Here is a 14,606-nt window from a genome sequence, read left to right as displayed (position 1 = left end):
CCGAGTGCCACGGGTGGCCTCAACCCGCAACCCGCCGCGGCGCCCTGAGGCGCCAGATCACGCAGGATCGCTCGGCCGGATCGAGGGCGATGCGGTGGGTTCTGCCGCGCAGCTCGAACCGGTAGCCCTGGAGCAGGTCCTCGACCTCGACGGCGCCGTCATCGGGCAGGCCGAACAGCCAGAGCGGCACCTCGTAGGTGCATTCCTGCCGGCTCTTGGGATCGAGGTTGACCATGGTGAAGATGCAATTGTCGCGCTCCGGCGTCGCCTTCGCGTAGGCGATGATGTTGTCGTTCCAGGCGCCCGTGAAGGTGACGTTGCGGAAGTCCCAGAGCGCCGGGTTCTCGCGCCGGATCCTGTTCAGCTTGACGATGTGCTCGCGGATGTTGCCGGGTCGGTCGTAGTCCCAGGCCTTAAGCTCGTACTTTTCTGAGTTCAGATACTCCTCCTTGCCGGGATACGGCGCGGCCTCGCACAATTCGAAGCCGTTGTAGATGCCGTAGACCGACGACAGGGTCGCGGCGAGCGTGCCCCGGATGACGAACCCGGCACGCCCGCTGGTCTGGAGAAAGTACGGGTTGATGTCGGGCGTGTTGGCGAAGAAGTTGGGACGGTAATACTCGCCCATCGGGCCGGCCAGCTCCAGGGCGTAGTCGGTCAGCTCCTGCTTGGTGTTGCGCCACGTGAAGTAGGTGTAGCTCTGCTGGTAACCGGCCTTGGCGAGCTTCATCATCATCTTCGGCCGGGTGAAGGCCTCGGCGAGGAAGATTGCGTCCGGATACTGGCCGTTGACCTCGCCGATCACCCATTCCCAGAACGGGATTGGCTTGGTGTGCGGGTTGTCGACCCGGAAGATGCGCACGCCCCGGGCGCACCAGCCGAGCAGGATGTCGCGCAATTCGATCCAGAGCGAGGGCAGGGCGCCCCCGTAGAAATGGACGTTCGAGATGTCCTCGTACTTCTTCGGGGGGTTCTCGGCGAATTTCAGCGTGCCGTCTGGGCGCCACTCGAACCATTCCGGATGGTTCTTGATCCAGGGATGGTCCGGCGAGCACTGGATCGCGAAATCGAGGGCAATCTCCATCCCGTAGGCGTGGCTCGCCGCGACCAGCCGCTCGAAATCGGCGAGCGTGCCGAGGTCGGGATGCACGGCCTCGTGTCCGCCCTCCTCCGCGCCCACCGCGTAGACCGAGCCGACATCGCCGGGCTCGGCCTTCAGGGTGTTGTTCTTCCCCTTGCGGTTGGTCCGGCCCACCGGGTGGATCGGCGTGAAGTAGAGGACGTCGAAGCCCAGCTCACGGATTTCCGGAAGCCGGCGAATGACGTCGTCGAAGGTGCCGTGCCGGTTCACGTCCATGGATTGCGAACGCGGAAAAATCTCGTACCAGGCGGAGAACCGGGCGGCGAGGCGGTCGGCGATCACCGGCAGAGTCACGGGATAGCGGGTGAGGTTCACCCGCTCGGCGTTCCGGCGCACGAGGCGCGATGCGTCGGGAGCCAGGATCCGGTCGAGCTGGGCGGCCGAACCCGTCTCCTCGGCGGCCAGCGCCGCCACCAAGGCGGCGAGCCGGTCGGCGTCGCGGCCGCCGCGGGTGCGGGCGAGGGAGGCGGCGGTCCCGACCAGCGTCACGCCCTCGATCGTCTCCAGGCGCACGTCGACGCCGGCGGCGCGCTTCTTCAGGGTGTCGCGCACCCAGGACGAGAAGGCGTCGCGCCACGCGATCAGGGTGAACTCGTAGCGGGCGTTCTTCTCCAGGGGGAATTGCCCGGCCCAGCGGTCGTTGTCGACGAAGACCATCGGGTCCTCGCGCCACGCCTCGGTGCCGGCGATCCGCGACAGGATCGCGGCGTCGATGATCTCGTGGCCATCGGAGAAGATGTCGGCCTCGACCCGCAGGGATTCGCCGACGATCCGCTTCACCGCCGAGCGGCCGCCGTCGATCTCAGGGCTGACGGCCTCGATCACCACCCGGCCCTCCCCGTCCGGGGTGCCGCGCGTCGGCTGGCGGGCGACCTCCTGGGCGCTGGCAGCGAGGATGCGCAGCTCGCCCGGCATGAGGTCGATGGCGCTGCCGGGGTGGAAGGCGATCGGCTCGGCCTCTGGGGTCCGGTCGACGAAGGTCCCGAGCATCCCGCCCGTGCGGGCGATCAGCGCGCCGGCCTCCACCGGAACCGGCTTGTCGGTCGGATTGTACAGCACGATCAGGCCGTGCCGGGCCGAGGCCGGGTGGCCGGTGTCGAAGCGGGCGAGCGCCACCAGATCGCTGTCGGGGGCCGAGATCCGGATCTGCGCGCCCTCGACATTGGCGGCCGGCAGCTCCGCCCGCAGGGCATTGATCGCCCGGATCGAGGCCGAGATGTCGATGCCGGTCTCGTTCTCGCGGTCGCGCGGAGTGGTCTCGACCACGTGCAGCGCCCGGCGGTAGCCCCACTCGTAGCCGATCGGCATCAGCACGCCGGCCGAGAAGAAGGCGGCGAGCGCGTAGCGGGTGCGCAGATGGGCCGCCACCGCCTCGGGACCGCCGCCGATCTCGGCGGCGAGCCGCTTCATGTCGTGGTTCTCCGGAAAGGCGATGGACGGCGCCAGCACCCGCAGGCGCTCGTACTGCTCCAGCGCCCAGGGCTTCCTCAGGTCCCACCACGCGAAGGAATTGAACAGGTAGTCGAAGCCGGCCCCCGCCGTGGCGCGGGCCTCCTCGAAGGTGCAGCCAAGGGTCTCGGCGGCGAACAGGCAGGCGGGATCGCGGCCCTTGGCCTCCCCGATCAGGACCCGCCAGGTCTCCGGCGGCACCTTGTAGGCGGCGTCGCACCGGAAGCCGGCCACGCCGAGCCCCTGGAGCCGGGCGACGTAGCCGCCCCAGATCCGGGTCAGCTCGTCCCGGGCGGCCGGCGTGTGGTAGTCGAGCTCGGCGAGATCGCCCCAGACCGTGCGGATCGACGGATCGTCCGGATCGACGGCGGCCGGGTGCATGATCGAGCCGTCCGGCTCCTTCATGAACAGGTCGGGCCGCTCGGTGGCGAGCCGCGCGTTGTCGGCGGTGTGGTTGATGACGAGGTCGGTCATCACCGACAGGCCGGCCGCCTTGGCGGCGGCGCAGAAGCGGCGGATCTGCTCGTCGTCGGGCGTCCCGTCCTGGTCGCGGAACCGCTCGTCGAGGCGGTCCGGGTCGGCCACCGCGTAGAGGCTCTTCGAGCCGCCGGTCTGGTGGAACGGGTTGAGGTAGATCCAGTCGAAGCCGAGCGCGGCGATCCGCGGCAATTCGGCGGCCCAGTCCGAGACGCGCCCGACCAGGAGCGGGAACAGGTTGTAGATCCGCGGCCCCTCGGCCCGGGGCGCCAGCGCGGCCGGCAGGACGGCCTCGGCCCCGGACGTCGCAGCGGCTTTGGTCGGTGCGTTCATGCTGGCTTCTGGCTCCCGTTCCTGTGTCGTAACGCCCGAACCGCCCGGGCGTGCCTCATGGATTCGGCTGGTCTTCTCTCAGCAGACTTGCGTGACAGGTCTGCGGAGAGAATGCCGGTAGAAACACCCGGAACGCCGTCATCTTTGCGGGCGAAGCGAAGCAATCCAGATGGCGCCGTGCCTCTTGCGGTCGCGCTGCCCTGGGTCGCTTCGCTGCGCCCGCGATGACGGAGGGATCACGCCTCCCGCCGCAGCACCGCGTAGGGCAGGTCGCGCAGGAGGTCGCCGAGATCGGCCCCCTCCCCTTCACTCTCAACGATCCGCCCCGAGACGAGGTCCCGCCAGCGTGTGCCCGCCCCGAGATCCACCCGGGTGCCGGCAAGAGCCTCACCCGACCAGACCGCCTCGCCGACGAGGCTCGCCACCAACCGCGGTACCGCCACGAACAGGTCGCCGCCCTCCTGGACGGGATCGGCCCGCCGATAGGCGATGACATGGTCGGCCCGCGGCCCCGCCGCATCGACGGGCTCGTAGGCGGCGATGGCGTAGAAATCCGGGCGCTCGGCCCGCTCGGCCAGCAACCGCGTCAGCGTCGCCTGCTTGATCCGCCCATCCGGCCAATGCGCCAGCAACTCCACCGGTTCGCCGCCCTGTTCGAGCATGCGTTCCAGGGCCGGATAATCCACCGGGCGGCGGTTGTCGGGATCGACGAAGGAGAAATCCCAGATCTCCGTGCCCTGGTAGGTGTCGGGCAGGCCCGGCAGAGTGCATTTCAGGACCGTCCGACCGAGGCTCGCCAGCATGCCGAGATGGGCGAGCCGCCGGGCGAAGGGCCGGAGTTCCCGCAGGAAGTCCGAGCCCGGTGCGATCAACGCCGTGAACAGCTTCTTGACCGCGCCTTCGTAGACCTCGTCGACGTTGACCCAGCTCGACCGGCGCTTGCCCTCGCGCATGGCCTTCTCGCCGTAGGCGATGAGCCGGCTGCGGAAATCCTCGATCGCCCTGGGTTCGTCCTGCTCCAGCAACTCCAGCGGCCACGCGCCCAGGATCGCCTGGAAGAACATCCACTGGTCGTTGGCGTCGGGGGCCGGCTCGCCGTCGATGCGGGCGAGGTGCGGCCCGGCGGTCCGCTGCCACAGGTCCCAGGCCTTCGCCCATTCCTCCGGGATCTCCGACAGCGCGAGCAGCCGGGTACGGGCATCTTCGCCGCGCTTGGTGTCGTGGGTCGCCGTGGTGATCATGGCGCTCGGCCAGTCGCGGGCGCGGGCGATCTGCAGGTCGTGGAAATGCTCCGCGTCGATGCCGTACTCGCCCGGATCGCCGCCGACCTCGTTGAGGCCCAGCAGGCACGCGTAGCGATAGAACAGCGTATCCTCCAGGCTCTTGGCCATGACCGGGCCGGTGAGCTGCTGGAAACGGCGGCGGAAGCGCAGGACCACCCGGGGGTCCGGCCGGCCCGGACCCGTGGTCTCGATCCGCCCGAGCAGGACTTCGGCGGCGAAATCGTGGACCGAGCGGTCCGGCAGGCTCGACCAGCGCTTGGCCTTGGCGACCGCCCCCTCGATCAGGCGCACGTCCTCGGGCTCGACCTCGCCCTCCTCCAGCTCCGGCGGCAGGTAGCTCCGGTAGGTCGGGAAGCGCGCGATGACCTCGATCAGCGCCCGGCGGAGCGCGTTGACGGTGAAGTCGCGGGTGCGCCGGTCGGCATCGGCGACCTCCTTGAGGTCGGTGGTCAGCACCTCCAATTCGCTCGCGAAGCTGATCTCGAGGATCTCGGCCTTGGCGGCGCGGAGCTGGAACCCGTAGGGCTCGTCGAAGCCCGTGGCCCAGGTGTAGAGGCGCTCGACCTTGCTGCGCCGTCCCTTGTCGACCAGGATGCCGTCGAGCTGGTTGAGCACGTCGTAGCCCGTGGTCCCGGCCACCGGCCAGGGCCGCAGCCGCTCCCCGGGCTCCAGGATCTTTTCCACCACCACGTAGAAGCCGGGGCCGACCGCCGCCTGGAGCGCCCGCGCGTAGCCCAGCGGGTCGGCGAGGCCGTCGATGTGGTCGATGCGCAAGCCGTCGATCCGGCCCTCGCGGACGTGCCGGAACACGGTCTCGTGCGAGCGGTGGAAGATATCGGAGAGCTCGACCCGCAGCCCCGCCAGGGAATTCACGTCGAAGAAGCGGCGGTAGTTGATGTCGCTCGACGCCACCCGCCAATGGGCCAGCCGGTAGGCCTGGGCCTCCAGCAGCCGGTGCAGCGGCCCGAAGCTGTCCGGGCGGCCCTTGAAGCCGTTGAGCAGCGCCAGCGTGCTGGCGGTGGCCTCCTGGATCAGCGGCGACACGCCGTAGATCTCGGCGAGCCGGCGCTTCAGGCCTTCGGCCTCTTCCGGAAAACCCTTGCGGCGGGTCTCGTCGGTGTCGATCCCCATGGCCCGTAACCGCTCGGAGATAGCGAGCAGCTCCGCTGTGGTATCGTCGTCCACGGCCCCGATTGCGGCGATCACCCGGTTGAGGATGGTCGGGTAACTCAGGGGGCGGATCGGCAGCTGGTGCTCGTAGTGCCAGACGCTGAAGGCGCCCTTCTCGGGGTCGAATTTCAGCTCCAGCGTGCCCTTCTCCAGGGCCTCGCCGTAGCGGTCGCCCAGGAACGGGATCACGAGGTTGCGCCCGGCCCCGAGCCGCTGCCAGTCGATGTCGAAGGCGTCGGCGAAGGGCGAGAGCGAGCCCCATTCGAGCACCGAGAGCCACCACGGATTGTCGGCCCCGCCGACGCCCATGTGGTTCGGGACGATGTCGAGGAGGAGCTTGATCCCGTGGGCGTGCAGGATCTCGGAGAGCCGGATGAAGCCCTCTTCGCCGCCGAGTTCCGGGTTGATCGCGCCGTGGTCGACGATGTCGTAGCCGTGGGTCGAGCCGGGCCGCGCCTTCTGGAGCGGCGAGGCGTAGACGTGGCTGATCCCGAGCCGCTGCAGGTAGGGGACGATCCGACCCGCATCCGCGAAGGTGAAGTCCTTGTGGAACTGCAGCCGGTAGGTCGAGCGCGGCGGCGGCGCGGCGAGCCGCGCGGCGCCCGAGCGCGGGCCCCGCGCCTCAGCCGAGAGGGAGGCCGCGAGCTTCGCCAGCGGCCCGCCGGGGGCGGCGATGTCGGTCAGATCCCGGTCGAGCTTGCGCCGCCAGTTCGGATAGCCCTCGGTCGAGCCCGGCACGTTGGCCTGGGCGAGTTCGGAGACCACGTCCTCGTACTGGACGGCGGTGAGCATCGAGGGCGCCCGAGCGAGGTAGCGGGCGGCGGCCTCGAAGGGCGCGGCGTCCGGCGGCTCGGCGGAGGGGAGAAGCTGCTCCCCGGCCAGCGCCTCGGCGAGGCGGCGGCGCTCGACGACGCGCTCGGCCCGCTCGGCCTCGGCCCGCTCCTGGTCGTAGAGGCCCAGGGACTGGCGGGTGTCGGTATCGACCCCGCGCCACCAGCCGACGAAGGTCGGCAGGTCGTGGGTGGTGATGGCGGTGAGCGCGTCCCGCGGATAGGCGGAGGGCGGCTTGAACCGCCCGTCGGCCTCGCGCTCGAAGGCGAGGATCCGGTAACTCAGCACTCCGGCCCGCATCAGCGCGTCGGAGAAGCCCTCGGGCGCGGTGCCGAGATCCTCCGCGATGACGAGGCACTTGTTGCGGTGGCTCTCGAGCCGCAGCACCGCCAGCATCGGCTCGAACGGCATGGCCACGTAGGCGCCCGCCTGCGCCCCCGCGCCCAGCGGGATCAGGAACAGCCGGGCGAGCTGGAAGGCGTGGTCGATCCGGATCGCGCCGGCGTGGCGCATGTTGGCCTGGACCAGGGCGCGGAAGGCCGCGAGCCCGTCGCGCTCCATCGCCAGCGGGTCGAAGGCCGGCAGGCCCCAGTTCTGGCCCTTCGGCGCCAGCAGGTCCGGCGGCGCGCCGATCGAGACCTTGTCGGCGAAGCGCTCGGGATGCGACCAGATCTCGGAGCCGCCCCGGTCGGCGCCGACCGCGAGGTCGCGGTAGAGCCCGACCCGCATGCCGGCGCCGAGCGCCGCCGCGGAGGCCTCGGCGAGCTGCTGGTCGGCGAGGTATTGCAGCCAGGCATGGTAGCTGACGAGGTCCGCGTTCTCCGCCGCGAAGGCCCGCCCCGCGTCCGTGCCGGCGCGGCGATAGTCTTCCGGCCAGTCGCCCAGCCAGTGGGCGCCCTGCCCCCGGAAATGCTCGGACAGCGCCTCGAACACCGCGTGGGATTCGAGATCCGTGCCGCCTTCCTGGCGGAAGCGCTCGAACCCCGCGTCGGTGCCGGCGCGGGCTGGGGACTCCGCCCAGAGGGCCCGGAGCACCGGATCGAGCACGTCGTGCACGCCCTGATGGTCGACGAGGGCGGCCTCGCGGAGCGCCGCGATCGCGTCTTCGCGCTCGGCCAGCAGCGCCTCGGCCCGGGATCCGGCGAGCCCCGGCAGGCTGCGGGGCGCGATGAACAGCGTCTCGAGGAACAGGCGCGAGGAGGGCGAGTAGGGCGAGATCTTGGTCCGGTCGGAGCCGAACAGGGCGTGGACCGGGCTCAGGCCTAAGAACGCCGCCCCGCGTAAGGCCGCCTCGCGGGCCGCCTCGCCGGCATCCGCGTAGGTGCCGATGCCGATATTGCTGCCCGAGCGCAGGCCGTAGAGCTGGGCAGCCATGCCCCAGTCGGAGGCGCCCTCCTCCGTGTAGGGGCGCGGACGCCAGCAGCGCTGCGGCGCGGCGATCACCCAGGATTCGGTGCGGGTCCGGCCGGCCTGCACGGTGAGGCGGTGATAGCCCGGGGTCAGCGGCGGCAGTTCGAAGCCCGGCTCGGATCCTTGCGGGTTCGCCCGCCCCTCGCGGGCCGTGCCGCGCTCGTCCACGAGGCGCCAGACCAGGGTGTGGGGCGCGCCGTTCGGCGGACGCACCGGAACGCGTGCGGCACGCCGGGCCTCCACGGGCAGGAGCGGCGGAATCAGGCCGCGGCGCAGGCTCTCGACCTCGGCGAGGCTCCCGGCGATGGCCGCCTCGTCGTCCACCGCGAAGCCGAGCGCCGCGAGCAGGCCGCGGCGCACCGCCAGCGGCGTCTCGACGGGCTTGCCGAAGGCGTCGGTGTAGCCGGCGGCGACGCCGACGAGGTCGGCGAGTGTTTCCAGCGGGCTCACGAGCGGGACTCCGTCAGGAACACGCCCGTCCAGGACGGGAGATCGCGTCCGGCCCCGTCGGGGGCGTTGGTCCAGACCAATCGGGCGCCGCCCGGATCCAGCGCGAAGGGGGCGTCGCCGACATTGGCGACGAAGCGCAGGGTGCCGGCGCCGAAGCGCCACGTGCAATCGACCACGTCGGCGCGCGGCAGGATGGCGGCGGCGCCGTCGTAGCCGGACTTCGCCAGGGGCACGACCGCGTCGCGCCGCAGCTCCAGGAGCCGCGTCGTCTCGGCCAGAACCTCCCGGTGGGGCGAGCGGTCGCGCTCGGACCAGTCGAGCTTCGATGCGTCGAAGGTCTCGCGCTCGGTCGGGTCGGGGATCTTCGAGGTATCGTCCGCGAAGGCCGCGAAGCTCTTGAACTCCCGGCGGCGGCCGTCGCGCACCGCCTTGTTGAGCGCCTCGTCCGGCGCGAAGTCGACGAAGAACAGGAACGGCGCCGAGGCCGACCATTCCTCGCCCATCCAGAGCATCGGGATCTGCGGCGCCAGCAGGAAGCCGGCCCGGGCGAGGTCGAGCTTCTTCGGATCGGCCAGGTGGTTGAGGCGCTCGCCGAGCGCCCGGTTGCCCACCTGATCGTGGTTCTGGAGGAAGGTCACGAAGGAAGAGGGTGGCAGGTGCCCGGAGGGCTCGCCGCGGGGGTGGTTGTCGAGCGTGGCGAACGGCTCGCCCTGATACGCAAACCCCTCCGCGAGGCAGCGGGCGAGATGTTCGACCGGTTTGTCGGCAAAGCTCTTATAGTAGCCGGCATCCTCGCCCGTCAGCAGCACGTGCCAGCAATGGTGCAGGTCGTCGGCCCACTGGGCGTCGTGCATCTTCGGGCGCCCGGCGGCGTCGCGCTCCAGCCAGCGGGCCTGGTTGGCCTCGTTCTCCAGCATCAGGTGGATCTGACGGTCCGGGAAGGTCTTCCGCACCGTCTCGCCGAGCTCGGCCAGGAAGTGGCGGGGCGAATCGTCCAGGATCGCGTGGACGGCGTCGAAGCGCAGGCCGTCGAAATGGTACTCTTCCAGCCAGTACAGGGCGTTCTGGATGAAGAACTGCCGCACCGTGGCGCCGCTCTCCTTGCCGTCGAAGTTGATGCCCGCGCCCCAGGGCGTCTGGTGGCGCTCCGTGAAGAACGTCTTGGCGTAGGCGTGGAGGTAGTTCCCGGCCGGGCCGAAATGGTTGTAGACCGCGTCGAGATAGACCATCAGGCCGAGCCCGTGGGCGGTGTCGATCAGGCGCTTGAGGTCGTCGGGCCGGCCGTAGGCGCCGTCGGGCGCGTAGGGCTGGACGCCGTCGTAGCCCCAGTTGCGCGAGCCCTTGAAGTCGGCGAGCGGCAGCAGCTCGATGGCGGTGACGCCGAGCGCCTTCAGGTCGGGCAGCCGCGCCTGCAGGCCGGCATAGGTGCCCTCCGGCGTCGCGGTGCCGACATGGCACTCGTAGATCACCGCCTCCTCGAAGGGCCGCCCGGCCCAGCCCTCGTCGGACCACGCGTAGGCGCGCGGGTCGATCACCTCGCTGAGGCCCGACACGTCGTCGGGCTGGAAGCGCGAGGCGGGATCGGGGGCGACGAGGTCGCCGTCGATGCGGAAGCCGTAGCGGGCGCCGGGCTTCACCCCGGGCAGGGCGGTGCGCCGCCAGCCGCCGCCGGATTCCGGCAGCGGATGATCGATGCCGTCGACGACGAGGTCGACGCTCCGGGCGGTGGGCGCCCAGAGGGCGAAGCGGACGCCGCCCCCGACCATCTCGGCCCCGAATTCCATGCTGTGGGCGCGCCGCATCGGGCCACCGTCCTCGTCATTGGCCGCGCGCACCGGGGCACAAGCGCAGCAGGATCATCTGTCGTGGGAGAAGGCCCCGGGTTCGATCCGGTTCCCGCAGCGCAGCTATGGCGGGACCGCCGTGTGGCAATGGGGCGACGGGCCGCCCGCGGAGGCGCGGAAATTAAGCCGCAGTTCCGTCCGCGCGGGACGGCTCTATCTTGCCCGGCCGGCACTCTTGTTGGTCTGGGAGCGGACACTGGGTCGGGCGCACATCATCGGCATCCACGGACTCGCCAACAAGCCGCCCCGGGATGAGAAGGCCGCGTGGTGGCACGCCGCGATCCGTGAGGGGCTCGACCGCAATCTCGGGCTCCGGGTGGCCGAGGCCGATCTGCCCTTCACCTTCGTCTACTGGGCGGATTTGCGCTACCCGCAGCCGCTCTCCGGCGACCGCAACCGCGAGCCCTACGGTCCCGATTACGGCCTCGGGCCGTTCCCCTCCCCGTCGGGCCATCCCGACAGCGCCGAGCCGACCCTCACCGACCGGATCTATCGCGGCCTGTCGCACCTGCAGGAGGCCACCGGGCTGACGCCGGTGGACGACCTGATCCTGGAATACCGCCTCGATGATCTCTGGGGCTACTACGAGGATGCGGCGTTCCGGTCGGCGGCGCGGGCGCGCCTGCGCGACACGCTGGCCGCGGCCGCGACGGATGCCGTGCTGATCGCTGCGCATTCGATGGGCAGCCTGATCGCCTACGACGTGCTGCGCGCCGCCGAGGCGGACGGGACGCCGATCCCCCGCTGCGCCCTGGTCACCCTCGGCGCGCCCCTCGGGCTTGCCGAACTGAAGCTGAAGCTCGCCGACGAGCACGGCGATCTCCGGGTGCCGGCGGCGCTCACCGCCTGGACCAACCTGATGGACCGGCAGGACATCGCCACGGTGGGCGACGACCTCGCGGCCCTCTACGCGCCGAACGCCGTCGGCGTGCGGGTGCGGGACGTGCCGGTGATCAACGCCTACCGGAGGCCGGACGGCGTCGAGAACCGGCACAAATCCTACGGCTACCTGCGGACCCCGGAATTTTCCCGGGTGCTCGCCGCGTTCCTGGACGCTGCGGGCTGAACGGACTCCTCGGAGCCGGTCAGAGCCGGCCCGGCACCGCCTCGCGCAGGACGCGCTCGGCGGCGGCGTCCTCGATCTTGTTGATCAGCCGGTTCGCCTCGTGCTCGTCGCGCAGGGTCTTGGCCAGCGTGAAGGTCGTGCCCGTGAGGAACAGCGACGCCATGGCGAGGTAGCCCTTGATCCAGATATCCGCGGGCAGGAAGAAGATGCCGATCGTCAGCATGGCGGCGGCGGCGGCGAAGCTGACCAGCGTGAAGGTCTTCCAGGCGCCGGTATGGGGCATCTGCGGTGTCATGGTGCGCTCCTGGGGGGTGATCAAAGTCGGGGGTCATGCAGATCCGGTCAGGGCCGGGCCCTGAGCCGGTCGAGCACCGTCCGGGGGTCCGTGCGCGGACGGCCGTAGCCGGCCGCCTGGAGGTCGGCCTCGATCCCGCCCCCGGCCTCCGTCTCCAGCTCGGTCAGCGCGGCGGCGACGTCCGCCTCGGCCGCCTGCCGCGCGCGCAGGCGCTCCAGGGTCCGCTCGGCCTCGCCCAGCGCGCCGGCCGACAGGGTCGTGGCCCGGCGGCCCTCCAGTCCGGCCCGGCGCAAGGCCTCGGTGGTGCGGGCGGTCTGGAGCCCGCGGTCGAGATCCCGCAGCCGCTCGCCGCCCTGCGCGACCAGGCGCTTCAGCCGCTCGACCTCGGCGGCGAAGCGTTCGGCGGCGGCCCGGCGGTCGGCCCGCTCGTCCTCCAGGGCGGCGATGTGGATCGCCGCCTCGGTCCCGAGATCCTCGCGGCCGTCGCCGAGCGCCCGGCGCGCCCCGTCCGACAGGGTGTCGATCCGGCCGCCGATCGCCGCCAGGGCGCGCGCCTCGGCCGCGTGGTAGGCCATGGCGACGGCCAGTTCCCGGCGGGCGGTCGCCAGGGCGCCGGCGGCCTCCCGGATCTGCTGGCGCAGGATCGTCACGGCATGGGCGTCGTGGATCGCCTGGGCGTTGTCGGCGATCACGCCGCGCATCAGGAAGGAGAGGGTCCTCATCACGGTTCACCTCGCGGGAACGGCGGCCCGGACCGTGTCCGGATTTGATTGAACGCCGTTCATGAAACAGGTAAACACGGCACGCGGCAGGGCGCAAGAGATAAAATGAACAACGTTCATAAAAAAGTGAGGGGGCGGCCGCGGAAGGAGCCGGGCGACCGGGAGGCCGATCGCCGGGCCCTGATCGCCGCCGCTTTGGCGATCCTGAACGAGGGCGGCGTCACGGCGCTGACCGCGCGGGGCGTCGCGGAGCGGGCCGGCACGGCGGTGGGCTCGGTCTACACGCAGTTCGACAGCCTGGAATTGCTGCGGCTGGAGGCCAATGCCGTCACCATGCGCCAGCTCCGGGACACCCTCGCGGGGGCGCTGGCGGCCTGCCCGTCGCGGGAGACGGAGGCGCGGCTCCTGTGCCTGGCCGACGCCTACCTCGCTTTCGCAGGCGAGCACCACGCCGCCTGGGCGGCGATCTTCGAGCGCCGCACCGTGGCGGCGCCGGACACGGTGCAGGCCGATATCGCGGCCCTGTTCGGGATCCTGGAAGGGGTGCTGCGCGACGGCGGCCGCCTCGCCGAGGCGGCGATCCCCGTGATGGCGCGGGCGCTGTGGTCCAGCGTCCACGGCATGACCTATCTCGCCGATCTCGGCAGCCTCGGGCCGCTCGGCGTGGACGACGTACGGCCGATGATCGACGCGCTGGTGCGGGCGGCGGTGCGGGGCTTCTCGGCGGACTGAGCGCCCGGCGCGCTCCGCGCCCTCGCAAGAGGCCGCCACCCCGTGGGCCACATCGGCCCGATCGCGCGTCCTGGCCATCCGGCCCGCCTCGACCCGGGGCTTCACGCTGACGAGCCCGATCCCGAGACCGCGACGATGCCGACCGGAGCGGTCGCCGCGATGGCGGGGCGCTTCGCGCCGCGCCCGATCATCACCCGACGCGCCGCGCTGATGATTTCCCGGCGCCGAACTTTGAGGCTCCGGCGTAAGCGGGCCGAGACGGCAGGGCCTTGCGCGCGCCGGCCCGATTCTGTCCACTCGCTTCAACGACAAGCCCGGATCGGACACGGAGCCGCCGGGCCACAGGGAGAAGCGTCATGGTGCGTACGTCGCGGACGGGCTCGTCGCTGCTGGGCCGCCGCCGGCTCCTGCGAGCGGGATCGGCCCTCCTGCTGGCCGGGCTGGCGCTGGCCACCTCCGCCCGAGCCGACGATGCCAAGGTGCGGATCAGCCGGCAGCCGGGCTTCGTCTACCTGCCCGCCGTGCTCGCCGAGCAGCACAAGCTGATCGAGAAGCACGCCAAGGCGGCGGGCCTCGGGGACGTCACGGTGGAATGGGTCAACCTGACGAGCGGCGCGGCCGGCAACGACGCGCTGCTCTCGGGCAACATCGACATCGTCGACAGCGGCTCGACCAACATGCTGCTGCTCAACGACCGGACCCGCGGGGACGTGAAGGGCCTGTGCGGCGTCGGCTCGACACCGATGCTGCTGCTCACCCGCAACCCGGACGTGAAGGAACTCAAGGACTTCTCGTCCAAGGACAAGATCGCCCTGCCCTCCGTGAAGGTCTCGTCCCAGGCGGTGCTGCTCCAGATCGCCGCCAAGACGGCGTTCGGGCCCGAGAACGCCACCAAGCTCGACCCGCTCACCGTCCAGCTCGGCCATCCCGACGCCGTGGCGGCGCTGGCGAGCCCGCACAACGAGGTCAACAGCCACTTCTCGCTGCCGCCGTTCCAGCAGCGCGAGCTGCAGGATCCGGCGATCCACAAGGTGCTCAATTCCTACGAGCTGGTCGGCGAGCCGGTGAGCAACGCGATCTTCTACGCCCGGACCGGCTGGTTCAACCGCAACCCCAAGCTCGCCGCCGCCATCGTGGCCGCCATCGACGAGGCCAATGCCGCGATCGCCAAGGACCCGCTCCAGGCGGCCAAGGACTACGTGGCGGCCACCAAGGAGAAGACCCCGCCCGAGACCCTGGTCGAGATCATGAAGGAGCCGGGGACGAACTTCTCCACCACCCCCTACGGCATCATGCTCCAGGCCCGGCACTTCTACGCGATGAAGACCATCAAGGCCGAGCCCAAGGACTGGAAGGACACGTTCTTCCCGATCGTCCACAACCTCCCGGGGAAGTAGGCCCCG

Annotated in this window: 8 protein-coding genes; 3 read left to right on the top strand and 5 right to left on the bottom strand. The window is 71.0% G+C overall.

All coding sequences use genetic code 11. The features are described 5' to 3' along the window. Positions 1 to 19: 19 nt before the first annotated feature. The 3 genes from CIW48_RS16090 to treZ all read right to left on the bottom strand — a co-directional run bounded on the left by CIW48_RS16090 (position 20) and on the right by treZ (position 10,346). Positions 20 to 3,400, bottom strand: a complete 3,381-nt coding sequence (locus CIW48_RS16090) for a maltotransferase domain-containing protein (protein ID WP_149311672.1) — start codon at positions 3,398 to 3,400, stop codon at positions 20 to 22. Between the two features lie 236 nt (positions 3,401 to 3,636). Beyond that, the gene (locus tag CIW48_RS16085; RefSeq protein ID WP_149311671.1) at positions 3,637 to 8,544 is read right to left on the bottom strand and encodes a malto-oligosyltrehalose synthase; all 4,908 of its coding nucleotides are present in this window, start codon (positions 8,542 to 8,544) and stop codon (positions 3,637 to 3,639) included. After that, positions 8,541 to 10,346: a malto-oligosyltrehalose trehalohydrolase gene (treZ, locus tag CIW48_RS16080; RefSeq protein WP_149311670.1), complete on the bottom strand. Its 1,806-nt coding sequence runs from the start codon at positions 10,344 to 10,346 to the stop codon at positions 8,541 to 8,543. Before treZ ends, CIW48_RS16085 begins: the two co-directional genes overlap by 4 nt. Positions 10,347 to 10,563: 217 nt before the next feature. Between treZ and CIW48_RS16075 the strand changes: the two genes are divergently transcribed. Further along, entirely contained in the window at positions 10,564 to 11,454 is an 891-nt protein-coding gene (locus tag CIW48_RS16075; RefSeq protein WP_173009281.1) for a hypothetical protein, read from the top strand. Between the two features lie 19 nt (positions 11,455 to 11,473). On the opposite strand, the gene CIW48_RS16070 is transcribed toward CIW48_RS16075, so the two are convergent. Together CIW48_RS16070 and CIW48_RS16065 are read right to left on the bottom strand one after the other, a co-directional pair. Next, positions 11,474 to 11,749 (bottom strand): YiaA/YiaB family inner membrane protein, encoded by a 276-nt coding sequence (locus CIW48_RS16070; protein ID WP_091788466.1) that lies wholly within the window; start codon positions 11,747 to 11,749, stop codon positions 11,474 to 11,476. A gap of 47 nt (positions 11,750 to 11,796) precedes the next feature. After that, a complete protein-coding gene (locus CIW48_RS16065; RefSeq protein WP_149311669.1) occupies positions 11,797 to 12,471 on the bottom strand; it encodes a PspA/IM30 family protein in 675 nt (224 codons plus the stop codon). Positions 12,472 to 12,576: 105 nt separating this feature from the next. Here CIW48_RS16065 and CIW48_RS16060 point away from each other — a divergent pair, with 105 nt between their 5' ends. After that, positions 12,577 to 13,203: a TetR-like C-terminal domain-containing protein gene (locus tag CIW48_RS16060; protein WP_149311668.1), complete on the top strand. Its 627-nt coding sequence runs from the start codon at positions 12,577 to 12,579 to the stop codon at positions 13,201 to 13,203. Between the two features lie 356 nt (positions 13,204 to 13,559). Continuing rightward, positions 13,560 to 14,600, top strand: coding sequence for an ABC transporter substrate-binding protein (locus tag CIW48_RS16055; RefSeq protein WP_149311667.1), 1,041 nt, complete (start codon positions 13,560 to 13,562; stop codon positions 14,598 to 14,600). Positions 14,601 to 14,606: the final 6 nt, after the last annotated feature.

Origin of the sequence: Methylobacterium sp. P1-11 (genome assembly GCF_008329595.1) — a bacterium.
In the GTDB taxonomy this organism is placed as follows: Bacteria; Pseudomonadota; Alphaproteobacteria; order Rhizobiales; family Beijerinckiaceae; genus Methylobacterium.
The sequence above is the reverse complement of the archived record's forward strand: the minus strand, read 5'-3'. Positions and strand labels throughout refer to the sequence as shown.

Bases quoted from the DNA above. Each gene is read 5' to 3' on its own strand.
- CIW48_RS16090 (WP_149311672.1), bottom strand. From the start codon at position 3,400: ATGAACGCACCGACCAAAGCCGCTGCGACGTCCGGGGCCGAGGCCGTC.
- treZ (WP_149311670.1), bottom strand. From the start codon at position 10,346: ATGCGGCGCGCCCACAGCATGGAATTCGGGGCCGAGATGGTCGGGGGC.
- CIW48_RS16070 (WP_091788466.1), bottom strand. From the start codon at position 11,749: ATGACACCGCAGATGCCCCATACCGGCGCCTGGAAGACCTTCACGCTG.
- CIW48_RS16065 (WP_149311669.1), bottom strand. From the start codon at position 12,471: ATGAGGACCCTCTCCTTCCTGATGCGCGGCGTGATCGCCGACAACGCC.
- CIW48_RS16060 (WP_149311668.1), top strand. From the start codon at position 12,577: ATGAACAACGTTCATAAAAAAGTGAGGGGGCGGCCGCGGAAGGAGCCG.
- CIW48_RS16055 (WP_149311667.1), top strand. From the start codon at position 13,560: ATGGTGCGTACGTCGCGGACGGGCTCGTCGCTGCTGGGCCGCCGCCGG.